The sequence below is a fragment of the Duffyella sp. Ts4 genome (genome assembly GCF_051851875.1).
In the GTDB taxonomy this organism is placed as follows: Bacteria; Pseudomonadota; Gammaproteobacteria; order Enterobacterales; family Enterobacteriaceae; genus Duffyella; species Duffyella gerundensis.
Genome location: NZ_JBLYPN010000010.1, coordinates 66,323 through 88,955 on the forward strand (window position 1 = coordinate 66,323; position 22,633 = coordinate 88,955).

15 protein-coding genes are annotated in these 22,633 nt (G+C 55.7%); 6 read left to right on the forward strand and 9 right to left on the reverse strand.

Translation table 11 applies throughout. The annotated features are described in order from the left end of the window. Nucleotides 1–314: 314 nt before the first annotated feature. The gene (gene trxA / locus ACJY2L_RS14720; RefSeq protein WP_067434661.1) at nucleotides 315–644 is read right to left on the reverse strand and encodes a thioredoxin TrxA; all 330 of its coding nucleotides are present in this window, start codon (nucleotides 642–644) and stop codon (nucleotides 315–317) included. 132 nt (nucleotides 645–776) lie between these two features. Between trxA and rhlB the strand changes: the two genes are divergently transcribed. Further along, a complete protein-coding gene (gene rhlB / locus ACJY2L_RS14725) occupies nucleotides 777–2,066 on the forward strand; it encodes an ATP-dependent RNA helicase RhlB (RefSeq protein WP_067434664.1) in 1,290 nt (429 codons plus the stop codon). 6 nt (nucleotides 2,067–2,072) lie between these two features. After that, nucleotides 2,073–3,557, forward strand: a complete 1,485-nt coding sequence (gene gppA / locus ACJY2L_RS14730) for a guanosine-5'-triphosphate,3'-diphosphate diphosphatase (RefSeq protein WP_439213994.1) — start codon at nucleotides 2,073–2,075, stop codon at nucleotides 3,555–3,557. Nucleotides 3,558–3,659: 102 nt separating this feature from the next. Here the strand turns inward: gppA and rep are convergent, their stop codons facing one another. Then, on the reverse strand, nucleotides 3,660–5,684 hold the full coding sequence (gene rep / locus ACJY2L_RS14735) for a DNA helicase Rep (RefSeq protein ID WP_439213993.1): 2,025 nt from the start codon (nucleotides 5,682–5,684) through the stop codon (nucleotides 3,660–3,662). A 105-nt stretch (nucleotides 5,685–5,789) separates the two neighbouring features. Between rep and ppiC the strand changes: the two genes are divergently transcribed. Further along, nucleotides 5,790–6,071 (forward strand): peptidylprolyl isomerase PpiC, encoded by a 282-nt coding sequence (ppiC, locus tag ACJY2L_RS14740; RefSeq protein WP_187486604.1) that lies wholly within the window; start codon nucleotides 5,790–5,792, stop codon nucleotides 6,069–6,071. Nucleotide 6,072: 1 nt separating this feature from the next. On the opposite strand, the gene ACJY2L_RS14745 is transcribed toward ppiC, so the two are convergent. Both ACJY2L_RS14745 and pdeH read right to left on the reverse strand, forming a co-directional pair. Next, nucleotides 6,073–8,109, reverse strand: a complete 2,037-nt coding sequence (locus tag ACJY2L_RS14745; protein WP_439213992.1) for an AsmA family protein — start codon at nucleotides 8,107–8,109, stop codon at nucleotides 6,073–6,075. A 61-nt stretch (nucleotides 8,110–8,170) separates the two neighbouring features. Continuing rightward, nucleotides 8,171–8,938, reverse strand: a complete 768-nt coding sequence (gene pdeH, locus ACJY2L_RS14750) for a cyclic-guanylate-specific phosphodiesterase (protein ID WP_439213991.1) — start codon at nucleotides 8,936–8,938, stop codon at nucleotides 8,171–8,173. On the opposite strand from pdeH, the gene ACJY2L_RS14755 reads away from it, so the two are divergent. From ACJY2L_RS14755 to ACJY2L_RS14765, 3 genes are all read left to right on the forward strand, one after another. Further along, nucleotides 8,918–9,082, forward strand: coding sequence for a hypothetical protein (locus ACJY2L_RS14755; protein WP_439213990.1), 165 nt, complete (start codon nucleotides 8,918–8,920; stop codon nucleotides 9,080–9,082). The genes pdeH and ACJY2L_RS14755 overlap by 21 nt on opposite strands. A 112-nt stretch (nucleotides 9,083–9,194) precedes the next feature. Further along, entirely contained in the window at nucleotides 9,195–10,127 is a 933-nt protein-coding gene (locus ACJY2L_RS14760; protein ID WP_439213989.1) for a sugar kinase, read from the forward strand. A gap of 467 nt (nucleotides 10,128–10,594) precedes the next feature. Then, nucleotides 10,595–11,464, forward strand: a complete 870-nt coding sequence (locus ACJY2L_RS14765) for an alpha/beta hydrolase (RefSeq protein ID WP_067434683.1) — start codon at nucleotides 10,595–10,597, stop codon at nucleotides 11,462–11,464. Between the two features lie 32 nt (nucleotides 11,465–11,496). On the opposite strand, the gene ACJY2L_RS14770 is transcribed toward ACJY2L_RS14765, so the two are convergent. The 5 genes from ACJY2L_RS14770 to bcsB form a co-directional block, all read right to left on the reverse strand. After that, nucleotides 11,497–12,990: a M16 family metallopeptidase gene (locus ACJY2L_RS14770; RefSeq protein ID WP_067434685.1), complete on the reverse strand. Its 1,494-nt coding sequence runs from the start codon at nucleotides 12,988–12,990 to the stop codon at nucleotides 11,497–11,499. A 226-nt stretch (nucleotides 12,991–13,216) separates the two neighbouring features. After that, on the reverse strand, nucleotides 13,217–14,503 hold the full coding sequence (locus ACJY2L_RS14775; protein ID WP_439213988.1) for a dicarboxylate/amino acid:cation symporter: 1,287 nt from the start codon (nucleotides 14,501–14,503) through the stop codon (nucleotides 13,217–13,219). Between the two features lie 240 nt (nucleotides 14,504–14,743). Then, nucleotides 14,744–16,750 (reverse strand): biofilm formation regulator HmsP, encoded by a 2,007-nt coding sequence (hmsP, locus tag ACJY2L_RS14780; RefSeq protein ID WP_439213987.1) that lies wholly within the window; start codon nucleotides 16,748–16,750, stop codon nucleotides 14,744–14,746. A gap of 143 nt (nucleotides 16,751–16,893) precedes the next feature. Beyond that, a complete protein-coding gene (gene bcsC, locus ACJY2L_RS14785) occupies nucleotides 16,894–20,367 on the reverse strand; it encodes a cellulose synthase complex outer membrane protein BcsC (RefSeq protein ID WP_439213986.1) in 3,474 nt (1,157 codons plus the stop codon). Beyond that, nucleotides 20,360–22,621 (reverse strand): cellulose biosynthesis cyclic di-GMP-binding regulatory protein BcsB, encoded by a 2,262-nt coding sequence (bcsB, locus tag ACJY2L_RS14790; RefSeq protein ID WP_439213985.1) that lies wholly within the window; start codon nucleotides 22,619–22,621, stop codon nucleotides 20,360–20,362. Before bcsB ends, bcsC begins: the two co-directional genes overlap by 8 nt. Nucleotides 22,622–22,633: the final 12 nt, after the last annotated feature.

A 22,633-nucleotide genomic window follows, 5' to 3' on the forward strand; every position in this document is an offset into this window, starting at 1 on the left:
ATCTCGAAGTGATTGTCGTAAGTGGTATGGCAAAAGATCCATGCCTGTTAATGGCGTTACTTTCTGTCTGCTCGACGATCATTTAAGGAAAAGCGATCTGACACGAGGAGACGGTTTAAAAGCGTTGCCGGAAATTTGGTGCTGACCGTCAGATTGCTGAACGATGGAAACTGGAAAGGAAATCATTCAACAAGGGAAAAACTTGGAATCAAACTACAGGTAAGTTCGTATTGCAGTTAAATCAACATAGCATGGCTGAAGCCGGGCGTCCAGCGGTCAGCGTAAAATCGTTGACCGCCAGCGCCGGCAGAGGATCAGCTCAGATTCGCGTTCAGAAACTCTTTCAGCTGACCTTTGGAGAGTGCGCCCACTTTGGTAGCGGCGACTTCACCGTTTTTAAACAGCAGCAGCGTTGGAATACCGCGAATACCGTATTTAGGCGCAGTGCCCGGGTTTTCATCGATATTCAGCTTAGCAACGGTCAGCTTACCATCATACTCAGTGGCAATTTCGTCAAGAATCGGGGCGATCATTTTGCAAGGACCGCACCACTCAGCCCAGAAATCGACCAGTGTTAAACCTTCAGCTTTCAATACATCGGTTTCGAAGCTGTCATCGGTCAGATGAACAATTTTATCGCTCATGTTCTACTCCAAAGGATTATCTTTACCTTGATGATGTAGCATTAAGCAGCATCAGGTTAACTTAATTTCTCCGCTTTTATTTCAGCGGATATGCTTTCGTAAAGCAACAGGAAGCTGATATTCTACCACACTATGAGCAAAACACACTTAACCGAAAAGAAGTTTTCCGACTTCGCCCTGCACCCTCAGGTCGTTGAAGCCCTTGAAAAGAAAGGGTTTCACAATTGCACGCCTATTCAGGCGTTAGCATTACCTTTTACGCTCTCCGGACGTGATTTAGCAGGTCAGGCGCAAACCGGTACCGGCAAAACGATGGCGTTTTTAACGTCAACGTTTCATCATCTGCTTACTCACCCGGCCCCTGAAGGTCGTCAGGTGAATCAACCCCGTGCCTTAATTATGGCACCGACCCGCGAACTGGCGGTACAAATTCACGCAGACGCTGAGCCACTGGCTGAAAGCACCGGCCTGAAACTGGGTCTCGCTTACGGCGGCGACGGTTACGACAAACAGCTGAAAGTGCTGGAAAGTGGCGTCGATATCATTATTGGTACCACCGGTCGTTTGATCGATTATACCAAGCAAAACCATATCAACCTCGGCGCGATTCAGGTGGTTGTGCTGGATGAAGCCGATCGCATGTTCGATCTCGGCTTTATTAAAGATATCCGCTGGATGTTCCGTCGTATGCCGCCGGCTACCCAGCGTCTGAGCATGCTGTTCTCAGCAACGCTGTCGTGGCGCGTACGCGAGCTGGCGTTTGAGCACATGAATAACGTTGAGTCGGTTGAAGTGGAACCAGACCAGAAAACCGGCCATCGCATTAAAGAAGAGCTCTTCTATCCGTCTAACGAGGAGAAGATGCGTCTGCTGCAGACACTGATCGAAGAAGAGTGGCCCGATCGCGCCATTGTGTTTGCCAATACCAAACACCGTTGTGAAGATGTCTGGGGCCATCTGGCTGCCGACGGTCACCGTGTCGGCCTGCTCACCGGCGACGTGGCGCAGAAAAAACGCCTGCGGATTCTGGATGATTTCACCAAAGGTGACATCGATATTCTGGTAGCAACCGACGTGGCAGCACGCGGCCTGCACATTCCGGCGGTAACCCACGTCTTTAACTACGATCTGCCTGACGATCGCGAAGATTACGTGCACCGCATTGGCCGTACCGGCCGTGCTGGCGCCAGCGGTCACTCAATCAGTCTTGCCTGTGAAGAGTACGCTCTGAACCTGCCGGGCATTGAAGAGTATATCGGCCACGGTATTCCGGTCAGCAAGTACAACAGCGACGCGCTGTTAACGGATTTGCCACCGGCCAAACGCCTGGCGCGCCGTACGGGTAGCGCACCGCGTCGTGGTGGAAACAACAATCGCCGTGGCAGTGCGCCACGTAACAACAACCGTAAACGTTCGGGTTAGCCATCTATGCCAGGCGCATCGACACTGTATGCAGCAATTGATCTCGGTTCAAACAGTTTTCATATGTTGGTGGTGCGCGAGGTGGCAGGCAGTATTCAGACTGTCGCCCGAATCAAACGAAAAGTGCGCCTGGCTGCAGGATTAGATGCCGACAGCCAGCTTTCGCATGAAGCGATGGAACGCGGCTGGCAATGCCTGCGGCTCTTTTCAGAGCAGCTGCAGGACATTCCAGCCGATCAAATTCAGGTCGTCGCCACCGCGACGTTACGCCTGGCCAAAAATGCCTCCCGCTTTATCGATCACGCGCAACAGCTGCTCGGCTGTACTATCAACGTTATCAGCGGTGAAGATGAAGCACGCCTGATTTATCAAGGCGTGGCGCACACCACCGGTGGCTCCGATCGCCGTCTGGTGGTAGATATTGGCGGCGGCAGCACCGAGCTGGTTACCGGCGAAGGGGCAAAAACTACTGCGCTATTCAGCCTGTCGATGGGCTGTGTGACCTGGCTCGAACGCTTTTTTGGCAACCGTAATCTCGGTAAGCACAACTTCGAGCAGGCCGAACTGGCGGCCAGAGCGATCATCGCGCCGGTAGCGGAACGGTTGCGCGCCCATCACTGGGATGTTTGTGTCGGCGCATCGGGCACGGTGCAGGCGCTACAGGAGATCATGGTGGCGCAGGGCATGGATGAGCGCATTACCCTGAACAAGCTGCAACAGCTCAAACAGCGCGCCATTCAGTGCGGTAAATTGGAAGAGTTGGAGATTGAAGGCCTGACGCTTGAGCGCGCACTGGTTTTCCCCAGCGGGCTCTCTATTCTGATCGCCATTTTTCAGGAACTGCAGATCGAAAGCATGACGCTGGCCGGCGGCGCACTGCGTGAAGGGCTGGTTTACGGCATGCTGCATTTGCCGATCGATCGCGATGTTCGCAGCAGAACCCTGCAAAACGTGCAGCGCCGTTTCAATATCGATGTGGAACAGGCTGAACGCGTTAGTCAGCTGGCGGTGCTGTTTTGCGATCAGTTAAATGACACATGGCACCTCGATAGCCGCTGTCGCGATTTGCTGGAAAGTGCCTGCCTGATTCATGAGATTGGCCTTAGCGTCGATTTCAGGCGTGCGCCGCAGCACGCCGCCTACCTTGTTCGCCATCTTGATCTGCCGGGTTTTACGCCAGCGCAGAAGAATTTACTGGCGACGCTGTTGAAAAACCAGAGTCAGAACATCGATCTTGCCCTGCTCACCCAACAGAATGCCGTTCCGCCGCGCATGGCCGAGCGGATGTGCCGCCTGCTGCGCCTGGCCATCGTGTTCTCCAGCCGTCGTCGTAATCACACGCTGCCTGACGTGCGCCTGCAGGCTGACGACGATGCGTTAAGCGTTACGCTGCCCGCTGGCTGGCTGGACGCGCATCCGTTGCGGGCTGAGCTGCTGCAACAGGAATGCGATTACCAATCCTACGTGCACTGGCCGTTGAGGGTTAATTAGCCAGCCGGTTTTATCCGCCGCGAGCATCAGTTGCAGGCGCCGTACTGTTGATTAACCCATTTTCCTGCGCCGACAGCGCATTTCTGCCGCGACAGGCAGATGTCACTCGCTCTTTTTCGATTTTTCCAGCATGGCACGCAGCCCGGCAACCCGACTCTGACCGGTTTTCATGCGCTCTTCGGCGCTGACCACCTTACGCTCGGTTTCCCATTCCACATCATCCTGCGGCAGTTCCAACAGAAAACGACTCGGCTCGGGACGCACCAGCTCGCCATACTGACGGCGTTCGCGGCATAGCGTGAAGGTCAGTTCCTTTTGCGCACGCGTGATGCCGACGTAGGCCAGCCGCCGCTCTTCCTCAACGTTATCTTCATCGATGCTGCTTTGGTGCGGCAGTAATCCCTCTTCCATACCCACCAGATAAACATAGGGAAATTCCAGCCCTTTTGAGGCGTGCAACGTCATCAGCTGCACCTGATCCAGCTCTTCATTACTTTCTCCACGCTCCATCATGTCGCGCAGCGTAAAGCGCGTGACCACCTGCGTCAGCGACATCGGCTCATCAATATCGCTGCCTTCCAGCATTTCAGTCATCCACTGAAACAGCATATTGACGTTCTTCATGCGCATCTCAGCCGCTTTTGGGCTGGTTGAGGTCTCGAACAGCCAGCTCTCATAATCGATGCCGCGAATCAGATCGCGCACGGCGTTGATCGGCTCGCGCTCCGCCAGCTGCGCCACTTCGCGCAGCCAGCCGGTAAAGCGCTGCAGATGCTCAAGGCCGCGCCCGGTCAGCGTCTGTCCCAGCCCCATATCGAAGCTGGCGTTCAGCAGGCTTTTATTACGCCCATTCGCCCATTCGCCCAGCTTTTGCAGCGTCGCCGGGCCGATCTCACGACGCGGCGTATTAACGATGCGCAGAAAAGCGCTGTCATCATCGGGGTTAGTCAGCACGCGCAGATAGGCGAGCAGATCCTTGATTTCGGGGCGCGAGAAAAATGACGTGCCGCCAGAAATACGGTAAGGAATGCGGTTCTGCATCAGGAACTTTTCAAACACCCGCGACTGATGATTGCCGCGATAAAGAATGGCGTAATCTTTGTACTGGGTTTTATTAATGAAGTGGTGCGCAATCAGTTCGCCGGTGACCCGCTCCGCCTCATGTTCTTCATGATTGGCGCTTAACACTTTTAACGCGCTGCCGTATCCCAGCTCGGAAAAAAGCCGTTTCTCGAACACGTGCGGGTTGTTGGCAATCAGGATATTGGCCGATTTCAGGATACGTCCGGTGGAACGGTAATTCTGCTCCAGCTTGATCACCTGCAGCGCCGGAAAATCTTCGCTGAGCAGCACAAGGTTTTGTGGCCGCGCGCCGCGCCATGAATAGATCGATTGATCGTCATCGCCGACAACGGTAAAACGCGCCCGCGCGCCTACCAGCAGTTTAACCATTTCATACTGGCTGGTGTTGGTGTCCTGATACTCATCCACCAGCAGATAGCGAATGCGCTGTTGCCAGCGTTCACGCACCGTTTCGTTGCGCTGTAGCAGCAGCGTCGGCAGGAGAATAAGATCATCAAAATCAAGTACGTTGCAGGATTTCAGGTGCGTATCGTAAAGCCCGTAGCAGTGGGCAAACAGCTGATCGCGTTCCGATCGCGCGGCGGCGGCGGCCCGCGGCGGATCGATCAGATCGTTTTTCCAGTTGGAGATCGTTGATACCAGCAGCTGCAGCAGGTTTTTATCACCCTCCAGCCACTGCTCGGTTAAATCTTTTAACAGCGCCAGCTGATCCTGATCGTCGAACAGGGAAAAGTTCGATTTCATGCCCAGCGCGGCGTACTCCTTTTTGATGATCTCCAGTCCCAGCGTATGAAAGGTGGAGATCAGCAGGCCGCGCGCTTCTTTGCGTCCGAGCGTTTGCGCCACGCGCTCTTTCATTTCACGCGACGCTTTGTTGGTAAAGGTGACGGCGGCAATATGGCGCGCCTGATAGCCGCATTCGCGGATCAGATGGGCGATTTTGTTGGTGATCACGCGCGTTTTACCGGAACCGGCCCCCGCCAGCACCAGGCAAGGCCCGGTGACAAATTCGACCGCATGTTGTTGGCTGGGATTAAGACGCATAAGAAAATAACTCGTGAAATGGCGCAGGAATGGAAATAATGGCGCAGTATACGGCGGCTTGCTGCCAGGCAGCAACCGCAGCTCCCACAGATAAAAGGTCACATCATGGCAAAAACCGCATCAGCGCTGCACATTCTGGTAAAGGAAGAGAAACAGGCACTGGCCCTGCTGGCGCAGCTGGAAAAGGGCGCCAACTTTCAGCAGTTGGCGAAAAAACATTCCACCTGTCCGTCGGGTCGCAACGGCGGCGATTTGGGTGAATTCCGCAAAGGGCAGATGGTACCGGCGTTTGATAAAGTGGTTTTCACCTGCCCGCTGCTACAACCTGTCGGGCCGGTGAAAACCAGCTTTGGTTACCACATCATTAAAGTGCTTTACCGCAGCTAACTCATTTCTGTTTCATCTGCTGCAGTACGTTGGCGCACTGATTGTCGTCGTTGTCACTCGGCGAGATCAGCGCCAGCAGTGCCGCAGCCGGTCCTACCACGGCACCAAGCGCTACGGCGGCCGCACCGCGTGCCAGCAGCGGACCCGCTTTCACACCCGCATCTGGATTTTTAAAGGTGCCGCGCACGTAAAGCGGCGAGCGCAGCGTGATCACACGTGCGCCTTTGCTCTCAGGATTAATGGTTAAGTTCAGCCGTTCACTGGCGAAATTGGTATCGCCGGTAATATTGATAATGGCGTTCTCAGTATCAAACACAAACAGTCGAGAAGCCGCCACGCCGTCACGCACGTCGAGATTGGCCGCTGCACAGTTGATGCGCACCTGATCGTCACCAAACAGCTTGCCGACCACGTAGTTACCGACGTTAAGGCCAACGATTTCCATCAGGCTGCGGCTAATCAGGCCGTTGTTCATCAGCAGCTTGAGATTGCCATCGCTGGTCGCCAGCAGATCGGCCACCGAGTTGCCACGGCCGGTCAGGGTGGCATCGCCATTCAATTGGCCCATGCTGTTTTGCATCGCCTGTACTTCCGGAAAGAGCTGCTTCAGCTGCAGTTTACGCGCGTGCATATCGATGCGGCCGCGCATCGGCGACTGGCTGCCTTCCAGACGCAGCGTCGCATTCAGATTGCCGCCTGCCATCCCGAAGCGCAGCGGATCGAGCAGCAGATCGCCTTTTTTCAGCGTCAGATGGGTATACAGATCGCTTAACGGCAACGATGAGCTGTGTTCGATACGGCGACCACTGAACTTAATGTCAGCATCCATCGTATCCCAGCTTTTGGTATCAAACTTGTCGTGCGGCAATACGCGATCGGCAGGCTGCGTTTTAGACGCGGCTTTTTTACCGCTGCCTTTGCCAGAATCGACGCCAATCAGCGGACCGAGATCGGCCATACGTAATTGTCGGGATTCCAGCTCACCGGTGAGCTGCGGGCGCGGTTTGCTCTGAATGTAGGTCACCGTACCGTGAATATCGCTGTCGCCAATATGGCCGTTGAAATCCTGATAGCGATAACGTGCGCCGCCTTTCTCCTGGAACCGCGCCTGTAACCGGCCATCGGTTTCATAAGGCGGTGTGTCAGGCAACAGCACGCCGGTCAGGCCATAGAGGTTGGCCAGCGTGTCGCCCGAGAAACGCAGTCGCAAATCCAGGCCGCCAAGGTTCATCGGATCCTGCAGGCTGCCGGTCAGGCGGACGCGCGTGGTGCCGTTGCGAATATCAGCCTGCAACGGGAAAGGGGTGTTTTTACTGCGCAGCGACAGCATGCCGCCCAGCTTGCCTTCGCCGGTTAACTTCTCGTCGTTGTAAGTGCCCTTCGCCTGCCAGCCGAAAACAAAATCAGCGGCACCTTTCTGCCGATCGTCGCCGCCTGCCAGTTGGCCATAAGGCACCGGCTTGCCGAGCGGATCGACGGTAATCTGCACATCGGCTTTATTCACCGCGTCACGATAGAGGATATGGGCTCGATCAAACTTCACGTTATCCAGCTGAAATGACCAGCTGGAAGGCGCTGCCGGCGTGGCGGTATCGCCGTCGTCTGCCAGCTCGAAAGTCCAGTTGTTCTTTTTATTGGCGGTCTGAATCAGCCGCGCATCGGCCTGCTTCAGGCTGATCCACGGAATATAGATTTGCTTGTGCAGCAGTGCCAGCGGCGACAGCGTGGCGTCGGCCCGCTGCAGGTGCACCATGGTTAAATCAGCGATATCTGGCGGATTGCCCAGCATGACATCTTCGGCATGAATATGCGGCCAGGGAATCCAGCTGCGCCAGCCCGCTTCATCGCGATGACGCTCCCAGGCTACGCCGAGATCGCCGCGAATGGCAAAAGGCCGCTGCAGTTCAGCAGAGACTTTTTCATTAATGGTGGGTTTGAGACGATTCCAGTCAAAAGTGGCGATAACCACCACAATGACCACAATCAATAACGCTAAAATACCGCCGATCCAACTTATAATTTTTCCCGGGCGTGACATCGCCAATTCTCCTTGCCAGTGCTATCTCCATTAAAGATAGTCGAGGCGCGGCAGTTCGGCATTACGGTAGCTGTCGGGGGAGATCTTTTAGATGCTCAAAGCTTAGCGGGCGGGAAAAATAGTAGCCCTGGGCGGCGAACGCCGGCGAATTACACACCATTGCCCACTCTTCCGCGGTTTCCACGCCTTCCACAATCACACCGTTACAGTAACGATTTATTAATGCCAGCAGCATAGCGAACAGATTTCGTCCCTCATCACTTTTACGCAGCAACAGAAAAAGTTCGCGTGAAAGCTTAATAACATCGTATTTCAGTTCGGTCAGGGCAGAGAAATTGGCCATGCCTGAACCAAAATCATCCAGCCACAGCGCATTCAGTTCCGGCATCTGCGCCACAATCTCTTCTTGCGGTAACGCATAATGCTCGACCAGTTCAAAACGCACGCAGGGCAAGCGGGCAATCAGCGCACGGATTTCCGCTTCGTGGCGAATAGCCAACAGAGTGGGACCGTCGATATTGACTGAAGCGACCAAATCGTCATGAATAAAATGATCCTGCCATTGTGCCAGCTGAACAAGCTGTTCTTTAATAATATCAAGCCGCTGCGGGACGGTTAAGGCAGCAAAATAGTCTTCCGGCGATACTTTGGTTTGCGGCGCGGAGGGATGCGTCACCGCGGTAAGCAGTTCAATTGCCACTAATCTTCCGGTGACCCGATAGATCGGTTGAAACGTATAGTGTCGCTGGCACTGCTGCCAGAAAAGATGCGTATCAACCGGTTGAGCGTCAAGTGAACAAGGTCGCCGATGAGTGAAATCCTTCATCATCTGGTGGTGTTCCTGGTTATTGAAGAGTGCCTTCAACTGGCATCCCGTTCGGCAAGTATCGGCCAGCGCAGGGATAACTTTATCCAGCGCGCTGATTTCGTCACGTTATTCATTTTATCCACCGTGATGGTTTCTGTCGGGTGAAACAACGTGGGGTTTGGGCCGCCTAAGATAACTAAAACAGCGTTTTAAATCATTGACGATCGCCAGGTGAACGCAGAAACTGAAGGCAAACATCAACGCATGGGTGAAGGTTATGACACACAAGAAAATCGCCGTTATCGGCGAATGTATGATTGAACTCTCCGAAAAGGGCGAACATCTCAAGCGCGGATTTGGCGGCGATACGCTGAACACCGCGGTCTATCTTGCACGCCTGACCGCCGCATCGGCGCTGCGCGTCGATTACGTTACCGCACTTGGTGACGATATCTTCAGTGAGCAGATGATCAGCGCCTGGCAGCAGGAAAATGTGCATACCGATCTGATTCAGCGACTCGAAAATAAAATGCCGGGGCTCTACTTCATTCAGACAGACCAGCACGGCGAACGCACCTTCTATTACTGGCGCAACGATGCGGCGGCGCGTTACTGGCTTGATGGCCCGCGCGCAGAAGCGATCTGCGAGCAGCTGGCGCATTACGATTATCTTTATCTTAGCGGTATCAGCCTGGCGATCCTCAACGACAACAGCCGCGAAAAGCTGATGCAGCTGCTTCAGCGTTGCCGCGCGAACGGTGGCAAGGTGATTTTCGACAACAACTATCGTCCGCGCCTGTGGCAAAGCCGCGAAGCGAGCCAGCACGCCTATCGTGCCATGCTCGCCTGCACCGATATCGCTTTTTTGACGCTGGATGATGAAGACGCACTATGGGGCGAGCAGCCGGTTGAAACGGTGATCGCGCGTACGCGCGATGCGGGCGTCAGTGAGATTGTGATCAAACGCGGCGCCGATTCCTGTCTGGTGGCGACTGACGACGCACCGCTGCAGGAAGTGGCGGCGGTTAAGCTGGCGAAAGAACAGGTGGTGGATACTACCGCGGCCGGCGATTCGTTCAGTGCGGGTTATCTGGCGCAACGACTGTGCGGCGGCAATGCCCAACAGGCAGCAGCGCAGGGCCATCGCACGGCCAGCACGGTGATCCAGCATCGCGGCGCGATCATTCCACTCAGCGCCATGCAGCACTAATTATTCGCCCACACAGCGGTCGCTCTGGCCGCTGTGCTATTTACGCTGAACAGGTTATTTCGGCACTGGTGCTACGCAATCAGAAATATATTTTTTGGCCTGGTTCACATTTATTCCAACTTCTGAAAAATTAACGTCAATTATCTGACAACTTTTCTTAATGACATCAATTTGCGTTAAGTCGATAAAATAATGCTTACATTTGACTTAGGGCATTAAAAACCCAATCCGCTGAATTTAAACCATTAAAAATAAAACAATTTACTTAACGCATTGCCTTTGCGGTTTTTTCTTAAAATTAAGTCTAACGTCCTGATTAAATATAAAAACATAAAGCCAGGCATATTCTGAAACCCTTATTTCGTCCCGTTAATTACTGGACGAAAGAATAAAAAAGCGCCATCTTTTATCTATTCGCAGCGTCCATTTTTTTAGCTGCCGCAAACAATAATAACGGACAGCCTGTCATGATAACTGAAATCATTAATATTTGGCCAAACGGCGATGCGCCGGGTGCCAGCGATTCACGCGCTCAGCCGCAAATTGTCGATTTAGCGAAAGAGTATGAGCCTTTTGATCGTGCCGCCAGCGGTGTGCGCTGCCCGGAACTCGCCTTCTGGTTCCCGGAAGAATCCAACGGAATCACCCTGCTGGTGGCGCCAGGCGGTGGCTATCAGCGCGTCATGATCGACCGCGAAGGCAGCGCGCTGGCGACCTTTTTCACCGCCATGGGTTATACGCTGGCAGTCATGACGTATCGGCTGCCTTACGACGGCCATCATGAAGGCGCAGATGCGCCACTGGCCGATGCACAGCGTGCGGTGCGCCTGTTGAGAGATCGGGCGCAGCGTGGGCTGAACGGCAAGTACATTGTCATGATGGGTTTTTCAGCAGGCGGCCATCTGGCCGCCAGTCTGGGAACGCGCTTCGCCGAGAAGCTTTATCCGGTGCAGGACCAGATCGACAGTCAGTCGCCGCGTCCTGACGCGATGGTGCTGGTCTATCCGTTGATCAGTATGCGCGACGGCCTGGCGCATGAAGGCGCCCGTACCCGGCTGCTCGGCGCGTGGCCCGATCAGAAAAGCATCGACGCCTATTCTATGGAAACCCGCGTTCATGCACAGACGCCGCCAACGCTGTTAATTCACTCAGCGGATGATGATTCGGTGCCCGTAAACAACAGCATGGTGTTCTTCAGCGCGCTGCGCGAGCACAACGTGCCGGCAGAGCTGCATTTCTATCAGAAAGGCGGTCACGGATTTGGCATTCGCGGTGTGGCTGACCTGCCACTGGCAAGCTGGCCGATGCTGGTAACCGAGTGGCTGCGGGCAAAATAAGCATCGGGCTCAAGAGTGAGCCCGATCGGGAGTTATGACTGCGGCTGTACGGGGATATCTGACGCTTCCGGCTGGGTTTCATCAACCGGCGCGCTGACTGCAGCGGGCGGTGTCATCACCTTTTCCCAGCTGTCGAACAGCCGTTTGACGTTGGTTTCCGCTTCGCCTTCCGGCTGCATCAGCATCATGGTCAACGACTGCGTCAACTGCTGGCGCAGTTCCTGATTCAGCATAGGCAGCGTCAGCGAGCTGAGAAACTGCTGACGCAACTTCTGATACTGTTCCGGCGCGATATCCACCACCGCATTTTGCTGCGAGCGCAGACGCTGGCTCATCAGCACATCGGTATTGGTGCGCGCATAGGTGGTAAACAGTTTGCCCAGCTCGGCGGTTTTCTGCGCCATCAGCGCATCAAACTCCTGCTGTGACAGGCCCTGATCGCGAATAGTTGCCAGTTCGCGAGCCACCAGATGCATATTCGCCTCCAGCGTGGCGTTATCGCTGTCCATGTTAATGCCGCACTGCGCATGCTGGTAAATCACCCGGCAATCGAAGCCCACCTGCACACCTTGCGCTTTGTTTTCGCTTAACACTTTTTGCAGATGCCAGAACAGCGCTTCGCGGGCCAGATCGCTCTGCCAGTAACGATTGAGGTTCTGCGAATCGCGTATCGGCTGCCACGGCGTATCCCACACCAGCGACAGCCGATCCTGCTTCGCATTGCCGCTGACCAGGTTGATCGGCTGCTGCGGCAGAGGCGCCAGCGTCGCAATCGGTGCAGGCGTCTGGCGTTTGCCCTCCAGCGTCGAGAAGGCCTTGTTGATCTGTTCGGCGAGCGTGCGGCTGTCAACGTTGCCGACGACAAACAGCGTCATCGCATCCGGCGTGTACCACTGTTTGTAAAAACTGTTCAGCTGGTTGCTATCAATCGGTGCGCGCGGCTGCTCGGCAGGATCGTGCGCCAGCAGCGCCGACCCTTTCAGCCGGTAGCGCCACCATGCGCTCTGCGTATTCGGCGGCCAGGTAGCAACGCTGTCGTCCGCGCTGATCGCGGTGTTCACCACCTGATCGGTAATGCTCATTTTGCCTGCGGTCGCGGCCAGCCAGTTAAGCGCTGATTTCAGCAGCTCAGGGCGATTGTAAGGCAGGCTGATATTGTATTGCGTAAAGTCGTACGACACGATGGCCGGTGGCAGTGGATGATCGGGATTAATTCCCTGCTGCCATAATGCGCGCTGCTGAGCCGGATCAAGCGTGGCGTTATGCACCATCGCCAGGCGCGGCAGTAAGTGGCTGTAACCGGTCTGCTGGGCACTTTCCACCAGCGAACCGGTATTCACCAGCAGACGCAGCTCAATGCGATCGCTTGGGCGTTGCGGCGTAGTCAGTAACTGCCAGTTAAAACCGTTATCCAGCTTTCCCTGCTGCCAGGCGGGATCGGGCTGCAGTGTTTCAGCCTGCACTATGCTGCTGGCCGCAGCCAGAATGACGCCACCAACGAGTAATCTTATTCTGGTGCCCTGCATGTGAACCCCTACTCAGTCCCAAACCAAAAATCATCACCCCGTCTTGCGGCCCGCTTCAATGCCAGAAGCCACGACGTCGGAAGAACAGGTTCTTAGACCGCGTAAAAAAGCAGATGTCGCGCAGTGGAGTGAAAAATCTTAAAAAACAGGGGGGATCATATGCAAATGCCCGCAGCGAGGGCAAGCGGCTGCGGGCATTTAACGGTGAAAAGCGCGGATTTTATGATTAAAGCGAAGTCTCAGACAGCTTTTTTGCCTTTTTTCCCGCTGCCAGCGTTTCCGTCATCTGCTTCTCATCCAGCTGGCCTACCCACTTCGCCACCACCAGTGTGGCAACGCCGTTACCCACCAGGTTGGTCAAAGCACGTGCTTCAGACATAAAGCGGTCAATGCCGAGAATCAGCGCCAGGCCCGCGACCGGCAGATGACCTACCGCCGACAGGGTTGCCGCCAGCACGATGAAGCCGCTACCGGTGACGCCCGCTGCGCCTTTGGAAGAGAGTAACAGCACCACCAGCAGTGTAATCTGATGGAAAATATCCATGTGCGCGTTGGTGGCCTGCGCAATAAATACTGCTGCCATGGTCAGGTAAATCGAGGTGCCATCGAGGTTAAAGGAGTAGCCGGTTGGAATCACCAGGCCCACCACCGATTTCTTACAGCCGAGCTTCTCCATCTTATCCAGCATGCGCGGCAGCGCCGATTCCGAAGAGGAGGTGCCCAGCACAATCAGCAGTTCCTCTTTGATATAGGCGATAAACTTGAAGATATTAAAGCCGACCACACGGGCAATCAGGCCCAGCACCACCACCACAAACAGCACGCAGGTAATATAGAAGCAGACGATCAGCTGACCCAGTTGCACCAGCGAACCGACGCCATATTTACCGATGGTAAAGGCCATGGCCCCAAACGCTCCAATCGGTGCCAGACGCATGATCATGTTGATGATGCCGAAAATTACCTTCGAGAAGTTATCGATGAAGTTAAAAATCAGCGTGCCGCGATCGCCAAGGCGATGCAGGGCGAAACCAAACAGAATGGCAAACAGCAGCACCTGCAGAATGTTGCCGCTGGCAAAAGCGCCGATAACGCTGCCGGGAATGATATCCAACAGGAACGGAATAATGCCCTGCTGCTCGGCCTGCTGTGCATAGACCGCCACCGCTTTGGCATCCAGCGTGGCGGGATCGACGTTCATACCCGCGCCTGGCTGAATCACGTTCACGACGACCAAACCGATAATCAGCGCGATGGTGCTGACAATTTCGAAATAGAGCAGCGCCACGGCGCCGGTGCGGCCCACGGCCTTCATGCTTTCCATGCCGGCAATGCCGGTGACCACGGTACAGAAAATCACCGGTGCAATAATCATTTTAATCAGTTTAACAAAGGCGTCGCCCAGCGGTTTCATCTGCGCGCCCAGTTCCGGATAGAAATGGCCCAGCAGCACGCCTGCGGCGATGGCTGTCAACACTTGAAAATAAAGGCTTTTGAACAGAGAAGTTTTCATAAAAGCGATTCCGTTAACGGCATGGAAGGCGACAGGCGTCACTGTAATTATTCCTGCGGCTGTTTTGCCCGATAAGCATCGGCGAACCGCAGTTTTCTACGACAGCGCGAAAGTAACACCCCGATAACAGAATTGATATATCCTGACACAGCCTGACATTGGCATAGTTAACAACTATGAACTGAAACGCTTCAGCGATGAAATTAATAACTTGTGGGACAATTACGTGAGTGATACTGCTCAGAATTTCCTGTGTTGCAGCCAGGGTCCAAATTTATCCAGCGGTAGCGGTTCCGCATAAAAATAGCCCTGAGCAATGGTGATACCGCGTGATAGCAGCCAGTCACGCTGCTCGGCGGTTTCTACCCCTTCCGCCACCACATCCAGCTCAATAATTTCCGCGATGGCCGCCACAATTTTGACCATGGTATCATCATCGGGCAAAGCAGAAACAAAGCTGCGATCCATCTTCAGCTTGCTGATCGGCAGGGACTTGAACTGATGCAGATAGTTGAGGTTGGCATAACCCATGCCAAAATCGTCCAGCGCCACGGCTACACCCACCGCCTGCAGCTGACGTAACAGCGCCTTTGCCTGCTCGGTGTCACCAATGTTCGCCGTTTCGGTAATCTCCAGGACAAAGCTGCCTGGCGCAATGTGATGTCGCTGAATGAGATCCTGCAGATGCGTCACCATCGTCGAATCGCGCAGCTGATTGGCCGAAATATTCACGCTTAGCGGCAGCATAATGCCGCGTTTTTGCCAGCCGGCCAGCAAACGACACGCCTCTTCAAACACCCAACGACCGATAGCATCAATCACGCCAATCTCTTCGGCGCTGACGATAAATTCTTCGGTTAACCCCCAGCTGCCGTCGGGCTGACGCATGCGCAACAGCGCTTCCGCGCCGACCATCTCACCGCTCTGCATATTAACCTGCGGCTGAAGATAGATGGCAAACTGCTCCTCCTGCAACCCCTGCAAAATGTCATGCTCCTGAGTCAGGCGCTTCTGTGCGCGTTCCGTCAGAGCGGGATCGAAAAACAGAATCTGGTTTTTGCCCTGATGGCGCGCCGACATCATGGCGGAGTTGGCGCGATTCAGGATTTCAGCGGCATTGAGCAGCGTGTCAGTTTCGCCCAGGCTCATGCCGATACTGACGTGCGGACGCAGCTGAATCTGCTGCAGGTTCACCGGCTGATTCAGGCGAATCATCAGATTGCGCGCCAGGCGAATGGCACGGAAAGGGTTATTGGCGTGCTTGGCCAGCAGCACAAAATCGCTGGTGCCGAGCTGTGCCAGCACGATGCGATAGTCGATCACGCTGCGTATCTTTTCCACCAGCGTCAGAATCAACGTGTCGCGCTGCGTATCGGTCAGCACGCCGTTGCCATCCAGCAGGGTTTCAATGCGAATTACCATCACGGTAAACGGTGTTTTACGCCCCGAATGATTAATAAACTGCTCCAGCAACGCGATAAACAACGTGCGGTTTGGCAGGTCGGTCAGCGTGAAGTGCGTGGTCAGGCGGCTCATTTCATCATGCACCGACTCCAGCACCTGCATGTTGCGGTTGTAGCTGCGCACCAGCATGCCAAATTCATCGTCGCGATGCCGACTTTGCAGCGACAGCTTGTGGGTCAAAATTGACTGCGGCGGCAGATCCTGCAGCTCGTGAGCCATATTACGCAGCGGATGCACGATCAGGCGATTTATGCACCAGCTGATCGCCACCGACAGCACCAGCGCCAGCAGCAAATAGGTGGTCAGCATGGTGGAGATGGTACTGAGAATAAACTGGTAGACGCGCCAGGAATCGGCTTGCAGCACCAGATAAGCCAGCGGCTTGGGCAACGCCGTTCGCTCCACTGAATAGAGCGGTACGGTGATCTGTACCGGCAGTTCAAACAGCCGGGCAATCAGCCGCGGAACCGGTCGCTCCACCTCAAAATCGGTATGCAACGCCTGAAACGCGTTGGGCAGTACCACATCAGCGCGGGTTAAAATCCCGGCAGGTTTCAGCGAGTTAAGAATGCGCTCCGCCTGCGGAATATCGGCCCGCAGCACCGCTTCTGACAGCGGCTGACGCACGGTATGCGCGATATTCTCCATCTGCTGGGCATAGTCAACCCTGCGCTGCTGCACAAAATGGAAAAGCTGTACCACGATAAATATACAGATGGTCACCACAGCAACCGCTGAAATAGTGGCCATCTGCTTAATCGTAAGTGATCGACTAACGCGCAAAATTATCTCCCGGCCCGCTATCCGGAACGTAACGGCCGCCCAGAGTATATCCTAAGGCACCCTTTTTTTAAGCAAGGTTAAGGTACGACAAAAAGGCTTTAAGTGTTTTCTGATGACGAACGGCGAATTTTCCCGTTTCAACGCTACTTAAAATCGGCGTACGGCGTCAGCGGCTGCGGAGGAATATCCAGATCGCCTTCCCACCCGGCCAGCGTATAACGGACATAAAGTAAGCCGTGGCTCGGCGTATAATCTTTTGCCTGTTGAATATCGACGCTGGCGCCCAGCGTCCAGTGCGCGGTTAGCCGACGTTCAATCGCCGCCTGCAACGTGTAGCCAAATCCGCTACTGGAGCTGGCAGTGGATGCAGGATTGCTTGCAGGCGTAAAACCTGGATTAACCGGATAGCGTGCCTGGCTGGCGCTGTGCGATCGCGACCAGCTCACTGCCCCGCCCACGTCTACCGACCAGTTGGTGGTGCGCTGACGCCAGCTTAGCGGTAGCGACAGCGAAAAGTATTGCTGCGGGCTGTAATAACCGCCCTGACCAAAAGCGTAGTCGCTGAGATCCTTCTGGTAATGCCACAGCATACTGTTCAGGCCAATCGTGGCGCGACGGTTATCCTCATTAATCAACTTATAGTAATAGCCACCCATTAACCGCTGGCGGCTGTTATCCGCTACGTTTTCACCGCTGAGTTGATGAGCGCTGAGATCGGCCCACACGCCGTTGGCTTCGCCACGATCGTAGCTAAAGCTAATGTTGCCGCCGGTGGCCACCACACCGCCCCAGGTTTTGCCGCCGTTGGCACTGGGATCGCGCGCGCCAGCATAGGCGAGCAGTGAACTTGAAATGGGCCGACGTGAGGCACCAAAGGTCAGGCCGAATGGTCCGACATCGGTTTGCCAGCTGGCGCCGCCCACCCAGTTAACCACCTGAAAACCCAGCGGCGTGGTGCCAATATCAGCTGACCAGCGATCGTTATTCCAGCCCGCGCCTGGCGCGACGCCTTCAGCCTGTTGATTAAAATCGCGGTCGCAGCCACCGCTATTGGCATCTGCACAGCTGCCAAAATTCTCACTGTGGCTGCCAGCAAATGTCCCTGCGGACACGGCAACGTGATCAAAACGGACAAAAGCGTTGCCCGCTGCCAACGGCGTTTCCGCCTGCAACATCGTCGTATGCGCCGTGAAATCAGAAATTCCCGGCGTGCCTTTGTTGCGCGAATAATCTTCTGCCAGCGTTAACGTTGTTTGCTGTTGCTGATAGCGGTCAGCTGCATCCCGGCGAATACTGCGTTTTAGCCAGTCATCACCTTCAGTGGTACGCATCAGCTGGGTAAAATGGACGTTATCTTTCGGCTCTTCGGTGGTGATACCGCTGGCTACCATCGCCTGACGATAATCCGCCAGCGCCTGTTGCGGCTGTTGCTGCTGAGCGGCAAATCTCGCCGCGTCACGGAACAGCAACGCGCTGCTTTGTGAAGGTGGCTGCCGCTGCGCCAGCATCTTGCCCTGCGTAAAGTGCGCCGCGGCGCGGTCAGGTTCGCCGACGCGCTGCCAGGCGTTGGCAATGCGCCGCTCGCGGTTTAGATCCGGCTCAACCGGGACGACTGTCAGGCTCTGCAGCGCATGTCGCGCCTTATCCTGCTGGTTCAATGCGATCAGCGCCTCAATATGGCCCAGCTGTGCATCACTGTTTCTGCTATCGCGATCGAGCACCTGTTGATAACGTGCCAGCGCCCGGGCGGCATCACCCCGTTCCAGTGCCCAATCGGCCAACGTTAAATCGCGGCGTGGTGAGAAAGGCAACTGGCGCAGCAACGCTTCAGCCTGTGGCTCACGGCCGCTGTTGCGCAGCGCGTCGGCGTGTTGATAGATTTGATCCTGTTGCAGCCGCGTCGCCAGATCGCGTATATCCTGGTTCCAGGCCACCTGCGGCAGGCTGTTGAGCGTTGCCAGCGCGGCGGCGGCTCGGCCACTACCGGAGAACCAAAGCGCGCTGGCGTACACCTGCGTGGCATCGTCAGGTCGTTGCCGGGACAGGATGGCAATCTGTTCGTCAGCTTGCTGCGGTTGACCGCTCTGGCGTAACGCGCCAGCCAGTCGATAGTTGAGCCAGACATCGCCGGGTGCGCCCTGCTGCGCCTGACGATATTTCTCTACCGCTTGCGGCCAGGCGCCCTGCTCTGCCAGCACGTCCGCTTCTGCGCGGACAATTTCACTGCGCAATGTGGTCAGGCTACCTGCCAGCGCCCGCTGCTGATCGGGAGGTAATTGATTGATGAATGCCAGCGCACGCTGCGGTGACTGTTGTTGATAATAGGCGGCCAGGCGACGTATGGCGGTGGTATTAGTGGCATCCAGCCGTAACGCCTGCTTCCAGGCCTGCTCCGCCGCATCATTTTGCTGGCGCGCAGCGGCCACGTCGCCCAGGCCAATCAGGGCATAGCTATCGCTCTTATCCAGCAATTGTGCCTGTTGATAATACGTCTGCGCCCCATTCACATCGCCTGCAGCCAACGCCTTATCGCCGTTTTCAATCGCCAGCCAGTAGCGATTGGTCTGCACCAATGACTGCCACTTACCAATTTGCGTGCTGGCTGGCCCAGCGGCTATCGCCTTTTCCAGCCAACGAATGGCAACGGCTCGCTGATTGTTGCGCGCCTGTGCCTGACCCATCGCCCCCAGCAAATCTGCATCGTCAGGATTGGATCGCAGTGCGGCTTCCAGTGCCGGAATGGCATTGCCGCCTCGTTCAACCAGCGCCAGCGCCCGTGAACGCTGCTGAAAAGCAGGATCGGCCAGCTGCTGCTGCCGTTTCGCCAGTTCTGCCTGCCCCTGCTTTTGCGCATCGCCGGTGGTAAAGAGGTCCAGGTACTGTTTCAGTGCCGTGATGCTCTCCGCCGTGACTGGCTGTGCCTGGATGTTTTGCAACCAGAGCTCGGCTGCCGCGTTTCGGCCAGCCGCATTACCTGCCAGCTGACGGATTTTTTCCTGCGCCCCGACGGCATTATTTTGGGCGAACTGAGCGCGCGCAATTTGCAGTCTGACGCCAACGTTGCCGGGATAACGCCGATCCAGCGCCTCCAGCTCCGACAGGGCTCGCGTTTCCTGCCCGGGAAGGCGCTGCACCAGCCGCCAATATTCCAGCGCCACATTGACGTCAGGAAAAGTTCCATGGAACAGTGCATCCCAGGCGGCACGCGCTTCAACCAGGCGACCAGACGTTGCCAGCAGCCGTGCCTCCTGCAATTTTTGCCTGCCTTCGGGCGAGCTCAGCAGCATGCCCGCTTGCGCCTCGCGCATTGCAGCAGAATCGGGTGCCACACGCCGCAGCGCAGTTAACAGCGTTTCGGCTGTAGCGCGATCGCCCTGACGCAACGCCATACGCAACCGGGCCGCAATGACCTGCGGATTGTCCGGATCGATCTTATCGAGTCGATAGAGTGACTGCTGTACCAAATCATATTTATTGGTCGCTTCACCGGCCCGCACCTGTTCCAGCAGAAAATCAACCGGTGCCACGCTCGAGGGTGCTGCCAACGCCAGCGGTAGCGGTGCAAAAAATAGCGCGCCCAGTGCCGCGCCGGACCAGTTAATCACGCGCTTAGTCATCGTGATCGTCTTCGCCAAGACGACGACGCGTCACCATACGCATTACTCGCCACATCAGCAGAGCAAAAATCACCACCACCAGCACGGCAAACGCGCCCAGCAGCAGCGGATGGGTCGCCAGCGCATGCCATACCCGCTCCCACCAGGGCAGATAACCGACATACCAGGTATCGCCAACGCGCAAGCTGTTTACGCCCGATTCACGAATGATGGAGGCGGAACCATAAATTGCGTTGCGCTTACCGGGATCCTGTAGCGCGTTATCCAGCATTTGCCAGGCCTGTGGGCTATCCGCCATCAGTGCTACCACGCTTCGCTGCGCATCAAAAGGTGACTGAAAGCCGATTACCGCGGCCATTGGGCCCTGCGCTGAAATCACGGTATGACCACCGACGCTACGCTCGTCCGCAGAGACACTGACATCATCAAGCAACGACTGACGTTTAGGCGTATTCAACGCCGTACGGGTTGCATCAATGAGCACGTTAATCTGGCGCTCGTCGCGCAGGCCCGGTGGCAACGTACCAATAACCAGCAAGTCATGAGCGCTATTTTTTACCTTGCTGCCATCATCGGTGAGTTCAACGCGCAGCGCCGGATAGCCCGTCTGAGCGCCAGTATTGCCCATCACGGTCAACAGCGTGCTCATCTGCTCAGGTGAGGGTTTAGCGCTGACCAATATTTGCGTCTGCGATAAATCCGCAAAGCGGCTAAACGGGAAGCCCGCGTTGGCAAAAGAGCGCAGCGATGGCATTTCGATGTAGTGACGGTAACCGGAAAAATCGATAGTGGAATTGGGATCGATCACCACGTGATTCGTAACCGGCGTGACGGTCTGGCAGTGACCATCGGCGGTGCCGCCGCTAAACGTATTGGCATAGTCGAAATTAAAGCGCAGCTGGTTTACTGCACCCAGCCGCAGCGCCGGAATCGTCAGTTGTCGATTACTGTCCTGCAAGCCCTGAATCAGTGGGATATGCAGCAGTTGCTTGTTGTCATCCGTTTTCGCACTCAGCGGATAATCCTGCATAAACTGATTATTCAGGTGGACGGCGAGCCGCGAGCCTTCATTTTGCAGCGGCGAGGTGTAGCGCCAGCCAACGTCCATCGTAATACCGCGTGCGCGAACCAGAAACAGATCCGGCGGCAGGTTTAGCGTCAGCGTAACAGGCGCAGGTTGCATGCCATCTGACTGCAGCTGGTTTTCATACTGCGTCAGCTCAGCAAAGGTAGTGGGGCGATCGGTATGCACCCAGTTCGGGGCGTCATAAGCCTGGCGGGGCGCCAGCAGGTCTACGCTTTCAATGATGGCACTGTCGCCACGCAGCAGCAGATTACCCTGAACCAGGCCCGCTACGGCGGTGCTCAGGTCATTGTCATCACGTCCCAGAATCAGCAACATTTTTTGCCAGGGATTGCCCGGCTGGCTCACCATACGCACGGTGGGTTTATCCACCGACGGCAGATCGCGCAGAAAATCGGGCCGCTGTGCGTTAGTGGCAAAGACAATGGCATGCTGCCCGGCGGGCAACTGGTTATACAGCACCGGGAATGACTGACCGCGCCACTGTGCCTTTACACCAAACCAGGAGGCAAGCACGGCGGCAGCGCGCTGCTGACCGATAGCGGGTTGACCGGCAAACACCATCGGCAGGCTCAACTTTTGCGTATCACGCGGGTCAAGAAAGGGCTCAGGGAAATGCGAAAGATCGTTTTTTAGCGCCAGTTTTTGCAGCGTCAGATGAAGCTGGCTCGCCTTACTGATATCGAGCCAGATGGTGCTGTTGGCCGGGTTTTCACAGACAGAGGTGTAATGCCCTACCAGCTCGAAACGCAGACGGTTAAAGTCACTGATAAAGCGCGGATCAAGGTCAAGATCCAGCGTATTTTCTTTACCAGACTGGTCAGGGGTCACGGTAATCAGATTAACCAGCTCATCGTTAAGGTAGATCTTCAGCTGGGACAGCGTGGGCGTCAGCGCGGGTGAAGGCCGGTAATGCAGCGTTAGCCGCGCCTGCGTCACCAGTTCATCACTGCGCACGCCGAACTCAATCTGTCCATCCGGACGCGTGCCGCTAAGCGTCATGCTGCCAGGTGGTGGTGCAATCTGCGTAAAAGCGCGCACAACATCGTGTACCGGTGCCGTTCCGCTATCCGCGAGATCGACTGTCGGCAACGTGCTTTGCGGCGCGGCCCACAGCGGGTTGGTCATGCCTAACATCACGGCTAACACTGCGCTTAATCGTTTATTCATCAGGTTTCATCA